6 protein-coding genes are annotated in these 5868 nt (G+C 63.4%); 5 read left to right on the top strand and 1 reads right to left on the bottom strand.

The features are described 5' to 3' along the window. The 5 genes from guaB to ACI944_RS10680 all read left to right on the top strand — a co-directional run. Positions 1–1394: IMP dehydrogenase (gene guaB, locus ACI944_RS10700; protein ID WP_411719039.1), on the top strand; the 1394-nt coding region annotated here is incomplete at its 5' end. 109 nt (positions 1395–1503) lie between these two features. Next, positions 1504–1671, top strand: coding sequence for a hypothetical protein (locus ACI944_RS10695; protein ID WP_411719038.1), 168 nt, complete (start codon positions 1504–1506; stop codon positions 1669–1671). A gap of 71 nt (positions 1672–1742) precedes the next feature. Then, the gene (locus ACI944_RS10690; RefSeq protein ID WP_411719037.1) at positions 1743–2324 is read left to right on the top strand and encodes a peroxidase-related enzyme; all 582 of its coding nucleotides are present in this window, start codon (positions 1743–1745) and stop codon (positions 2322–2324) included. Positions 2325–2515: 191 nt separating this feature from the next. Next, a complete protein-coding gene (locus ACI944_RS10685) occupies positions 2516–3043 on the top strand; it encodes an HTH domain-containing protein (RefSeq protein ID WP_411719036.1) in 528 nt (175 codons plus the stop codon). A 338-nt stretch (positions 3044–3381) separates the two neighbouring features. Beyond that, complete coding sequence (locus tag ACI944_RS10680) at positions 3382–4515, top strand: sodium:calcium antiporter (RefSeq protein WP_411719035.1); 1134 nt, start codon at positions 3382–3384, stop codon at positions 4513–4515. Between the two features lie 301 nt (positions 4516–4816). On the opposite strand, the gene ACI944_RS10675 is transcribed toward ACI944_RS10680, so the two are convergent. Then, positions 4817–5868: peroxidase family protein (locus ACI944_RS10675; protein WP_411719034.1), on the bottom strand; the 1052-nt coding region annotated here is incomplete at its 5' end.

Genomic DNA, 5868 nt, shown 5'->3' with positions numbered 1-5868 from the left:
GCCGCGTCGAACCCGACGATGCGGACATGGCGACCCGCGTCTCGACGAACGTCACGCTGAATCTCCCCGTCATCTCGGCCGCGATGGACACCGTCACCGAGGCCGAGTTGGCCATCGAGATGGCCCGTCAAGGCGGTCTCGGCGTCCTCCACCGCAATATGACCGTCGAAGAGACGGCCGAGCACGTCGAGCAAATCAAGCGCGCCGACGAAGTCATTATCCGCGACGTCGTCACTGCCGACCCCGATCAGACTGTCCGCGAGGTCGACGCGATGATGGAGCGAGAGGGTGTCTCGGGCGCGCCCGTCGTCGACGACGACGACGTCGTGTTGGGGATCATCTCCGGAACCGACATCCGCCCGTACCTGGAGGTCGGCGAGTACGACGCAGTTCGGGAGGCGATGACGGACGAGGTCGTTACGACTGGCGAGGACGTGACGCCGCGGGAAGCCCTCGAGTTGATGTACGAACACAAGATCGAGCGCGTGCCGATCGTCGACGGGGCGGACCGCCTGACCGGCCTCATTACGATGGCGGGCGTGCTCGCCCGGCGCGAACACGACAACGCGGCCCGCGACGACGACGAGGCGTTGGTTGCCGGGGTCGCGGTCGGCCCCTTTGAGACGGACCGCGCTAGGGCGGCCGACGACGCCGGCGTCGATATCGTCTTTATCGACTGTGCACACGCTCACAACCTCGATGTCATCGACTCCGCCCGTGAAATCAAAGCCGAGGTGGACGCCGATGTCGTGGTCGGCAACGTCGGGACGCGGGAGGCCGCCGAGGCGATCGCCGACTTTGCCGACGGGATCAAGGTCGGCATCGGCCCGGGGTCAATCTGCACCACACGGATCGTCTCCGGATCCGGAATGCCGCAGATCACCGCGGTCGCAGAGGTCGCAGATGTCGCGTCGCGACATGACGTTCCCGTCATCGCCGACGGCGGCATCCGGTACTCCGGGGACGCAATAAAGGCCATCGCCGCGGGCGCCGACGCCGTCATGCTCGGGTCGTACTTCGCCGGGACGGACGAGGCCCCCGGCCGCGTCATCACGATGAACGGCAAACGCTACAAGCAGTACCGCGGGATGGGATCGGTCGGCGCGATGAACGACGGCGGCGGCGACCGCTATCTCAAGGACGAACCCGAAGACGAGGAGTTCGTCCCCGAGGGCGTTGAGGCCGCAAAGCCCTATAAGGGGCCGCTCGCCTCGGAACTGTACCAACTTGTCGGCGGGATGCAGTCTGGGATGGGCTACGTCGGTGCGAAGACGATCCCGGAGTTCAAAGAGCGAAGCGAATTCGTGCGGGTCTCCTCGGCCGGCCAGACCGAGAGCCACGCCCACGACGTCGTGATCACTGACGAGGCGCCGAACTACAGTCCGGACAACTAATCTCAGCCACGCCGCGTTTCGGGACGGCACGGACGGCCATCGGCTGTCGCTCATCGCCGATCAACCGCTGACCTCGAATCTTATAACCGTCGGCGCTCTACAGTTAGCTATGCCAAGCGTCGCCGCCCAGTTCGTCACCGCCTTCGAGTGGCTGTTCGGGACCTTCGGCCCCTTCTTGATCCCGGCGACGCTCTTCGTTCTCGGTGCCGTGGGGTATCTATTTCTCTATGCCATCGAGCGAACTCGTCGTAACGACTGGTCCGGCGAAGGCCAATAAGCCGGAGCGCTTGGAGGAAGTGGGTAGGAATCGGGGAATAACCTATATTCTGGCCCTTGGTACAAAGATGTATGAACGATGACGCGATGGGCCGGTTCCCGGTCCCCGAGCGGGAGTCGCTGCCGGCGGATATCCGCGAACGGATCGACGAGGAGACCGAACGCGCCGGATTCACGCCGAACGTCTTCTCGGCGTTCGCCTACAAGCCGAGTCATTTCCGGGCTTTCTTTGCGTACCACGACGCCCTGACGGAGGACACGCCGCTCGAACGCGAGGAGATTGAGATGCTGGTCGTCACGGTGTCCGGGATCAACGACTGTCTGTACTGTGTCGTCGCTCACGGGGCCTTGCTCCGGATATTCGCCGACGCCCCGAAACTCGCCGATCAACTGGCGACGAACCACCGAACGGCGGACCTTTCGGAGCCCCATCGCGAGATGCTGGACTTCGCGGAAACGCTCACCGAGTCACCCGGTACGATCGACCAAGCGGACCTCGACCGACTCCGCGAGGCGGGGTTCTCGATGGAGGAGATATGGGATATCGCCAGCGTCGTGGCATTGTTCAACCTCTCGAACCGGATGGCGGTGTTCGCCGACATGCGTCCCAACGACGTGTTTTATACCATGGGGCGGGACGACGGCGGCGACTAGCGTCGCACAATACTGGGAGCTACTGTGCCATGGTAAGCTCTCCGTACTGCTCCTAGAAGCGTTTAGGTGCGCATCGGTCATGCCGTCACATGATGGCTGATTCCCGATCGACGACCGTGACACCCCGCACAGAACCAATCGGTCGATCCGTATCGCCTGACCGGTTCGATCCGAGTGATCACCCCGTCTGTGTGGATTCAACGACGCCCGTCGAGGTGACCCAGTACGTCCGCGGTGACGTGAGTGCGCCGAGCAAACGCCAGATCGAGTCGGTCGCACGCCGTCTTGAGGCTCTCTCGGAGACGCAGTTGGTGGCCAAGGTGCATACCGAGCAGTGGCCACCACGCCGACACGCGGTCGAGTCGGAAAGCGACGCCACGACGTGTGGCGCACTCGTCGACCGGCTTGATCGGTGGGCCGACGATGTCGGATGTTCACTTCGGCCGGCGATTCGCCGACGAGCACCCAAATCGCTGCTCGATGACGAGCCGTCCGAGCCCGACCTCTGTGTCCCGGTGATGCTGTTGACATTGACGCGTGCGACCCCGGATGCGTCGGGGTTGGCTGGCGTCGTCCCATATACGGTCCCCGACGAAAGCGGCGGCGCGACGACGTACACCGTCGCTGACTGGCTGACGGCGGCCGAACGCGCTGTCGGGGTGGACACCGGGGAATCACGCGGCCGCAAGCGCGGTCCGGTCTCGTCGCGGCGGGCGTGACCCCAACTCGCCGTCCCGGCCGTTTCTGATCCATGCTGTAGGGCCGCCCCGGATAGGGAATCACGGTTTGATCTGTGGCGGCCCCAGCCATGGACCTGTACGTCGTTCACCCGACGATATCGGCGTCCCCCAAGACGTCGCTGAACTGTTCTGAAAAACGATTTCCCGGAGAGACTGAGCCACCGAAGCGTCGAGACGGCGCTCAACGACCGATACTGCGGCGACTGGTTGCCCGACGAACGCGCCGATCCTTGGACCCATAGCTACGTCGCCGCCGACTGTGTTGGATTGATCGACGCTCAACGGATTTTATTACGCGCCACCCCGTCCCCGATTCTATGGTGTTCGAGGCGTCGGGTGGCCTGGCTCCGGCCGTCCTGTTTCTCGTCGGCGTCGTGATCGTCGTCGTGAGCGTCGAGACGTTCATCGAAGCAGTCGCGGAGGCGGCGCTGGCGCTCGGCGCATCAGGGTTCTTTCTCACGGTGGTCCTCGCCGGGACCGACCTCGAAAACGTCGTCCTCGGTCTCACCGCGGCGGTCAGGGAGTTACCAGGGTTGGCGCTCGGAACCGTCTTCGGGGAGGCGCTATTCGTGTTGGCGGCCGCCGTCGGTCTCGCAGGCGTCGTCGTTCCCTTCGAGACGAACGTCCCGCGGAGCTACCTCGGATTGATGATCCTCTCACCGCTTTTGTTTCTGGCGCTGGCACTTGACGGCACGCTCTCGCGGCTCGACGGCGCGATACTCACCGCGATTTTTTTACCCTACCTGGCGGTCGTGTACGCCCTCGAACGCCGGACTGAGACGCAGTACCTCTCCGCCGAGGAGATTGCTCTCCAGGAGGATGAAACTGGGACGGAGGTGGACGACAGACGCGGAGCAGAGGCAGACGATGGACGCGGGACGGAGGCGGACAACGGAACCGGAACGCGAGGGTCGGATCGCGAGGAAGACGGGGGATGGTCGAATCTAGACATCGACCTTGATCTCGACATCGATGATCTCGTCGCCGAGCGCGTTCCCGAGCGATACCGGGGGGTCGCATACCTCGCGGTGGCGGTCGTCGCCGCGATTGGGATGACTGTCGGCTCCGAGCTGGCCGTCTCCGGCGCCGGTGACTTGCTCGAGTTGCTCGGCGTCACCGGCCTCACTTTCGGGGCGACCGTACTGAGCTTTGTCGCCTCGCTTGAGGAGTTGTTCTTGACCGTCGAACCGGTCCGACGCGGCCGCCCGCATATCGGCGTCGGCAACGTCGTCGGGAGTGTCCTCTTTTTTGTGAGCGCGAACGCGGGTCTGATTGCGATGGTCCGCCCCCTCGATACGACGGGGACGGTGTTGACCGTCCACTGGCCGTTCTTTCTCCTGACGCTCAGTATCGTGGCCGTCGCGTTTCTCCGGGGGCGGGTCGACCGCCCGACCGGTGTGCTCCTGCTTGGGGTGTATCTGGCCTACTGGCTAGCGAACTACGCGGTTTGAACCGGGCGACACCCGACTGAGCGTCGGATCTGAATGGACGGTTGGGTGGGCGACTCCTACGCCAGCGGTCGACTTTGGCCCCGTCGGTGAGACAGGTGGCTATCGTGCTGTGACTCACCACGAGCGCTTTATCAACCTCGCCGAATCGTTTGGCCCCGTCAGCGAGTTGAGCGAGGATGTCGACCGCACATTTCCTCTCGAAGACATCTCTGACGTTCGCTGTGTTGCGGTCAGCTCCGATATTATCGTCTAGTTTAAAGCTGGGAGACGGCGTCCGGATCGGCCGAATCCCTGAGAGACTCTATTCGAGGTCGAAGCGATCGAGCGTCATCACCTTGTGCCACGCGTCCACGAAGTCGTGAACCAGTTCTGCCTCCCCGTCCTCGGCCGCGTACACCTCGGAGATGGCTCGAAGCCGGGCGTTCGAACCGAATATGAGGTCGATTCGGCTTCCCGTCCAGTTGAGTTCGCCCGTGTCACGGTCGTAGCCCTCATACACGTGTTTGGACTCCTCGGACTGCTCCCACTTCGTGTCCATGCTAAGCAGGTTCGCGAAGAAGTCGTTGGTCAGTGTCCCCGGCTCATCGGTGAAGACGCCGAGGTCGGACTCCTGATAGTTTGCGCCAAGGGCGCGCATCCCGCCGACCAGCGCTGTCATTTCGTTGACCGTCAGGTTTAGCAGTTCAGCATCGTCGACAAGCAGCTCTTCAGCTGGCTGGTTGACAGTGTCTTGGATGTAGTTGCGGAACCCGTCGACAGTCGGTTTGAGCGCCTCGAAGGAGTCGACATCGGTCTGTTCTTCGGAGGCGTCCGTTCGTCCCGGTTCGAACGGGACCTCGACGTCGTAGCCGGCCTCGGCAGCCGCTCTCTCGACGGCCGCGTTGCCGCCTAGAACGATCAGGTCGGCGAGCGAGACCCGAACGTCGTCGGACCGGGATCCGTTGAATTCCTCTTTGAGTTCCTCAATCGTGTCGAGGACGGTCGCGAGTTCGGCGGGTTCGTTCACTTCCCACTCCCGTTGCGGTCGGAGACGGATCCGTGCGCCGTTGGCACCGCCCCGTTTGTCGCTGTCGCGGTACGTCGATGCTGACGCCCACGCGGTCTTGACGAGCTGTTGGGTCGACAGCCCTGAGTCAAGGAGTTCCGCTTTGAGCTCCGCAACCGCCTCGTCGCCGATCAGGTCGTGATCGACATCCGGAATCGGGTCCTGCCAGACCATCGTGTCATCGGGCACCTCCGGGCCGAGGAACCGCGAAGGCGGGCCCATATCCCGATGGGTCAGCTTGTACCAGGCCTTCGCGAAGGCTATCCCGAACTCCATCGGGTTCTCTTGGAAGGTTTCCATTATCTCTC

This window comes from Natronomonas sp., assembly GCF_046710025.1.
In the GTDB taxonomy this organism is placed as follows: domain Archaea; phylum Halobacteriota; class Halobacteria; order Halobacteriales; family Haloarculaceae; genus Natronomonas.
Note: the sequence above shows the minus strand (reverse complement) of the source record. Positions and strands in the feature narration are given on the sequence as shown.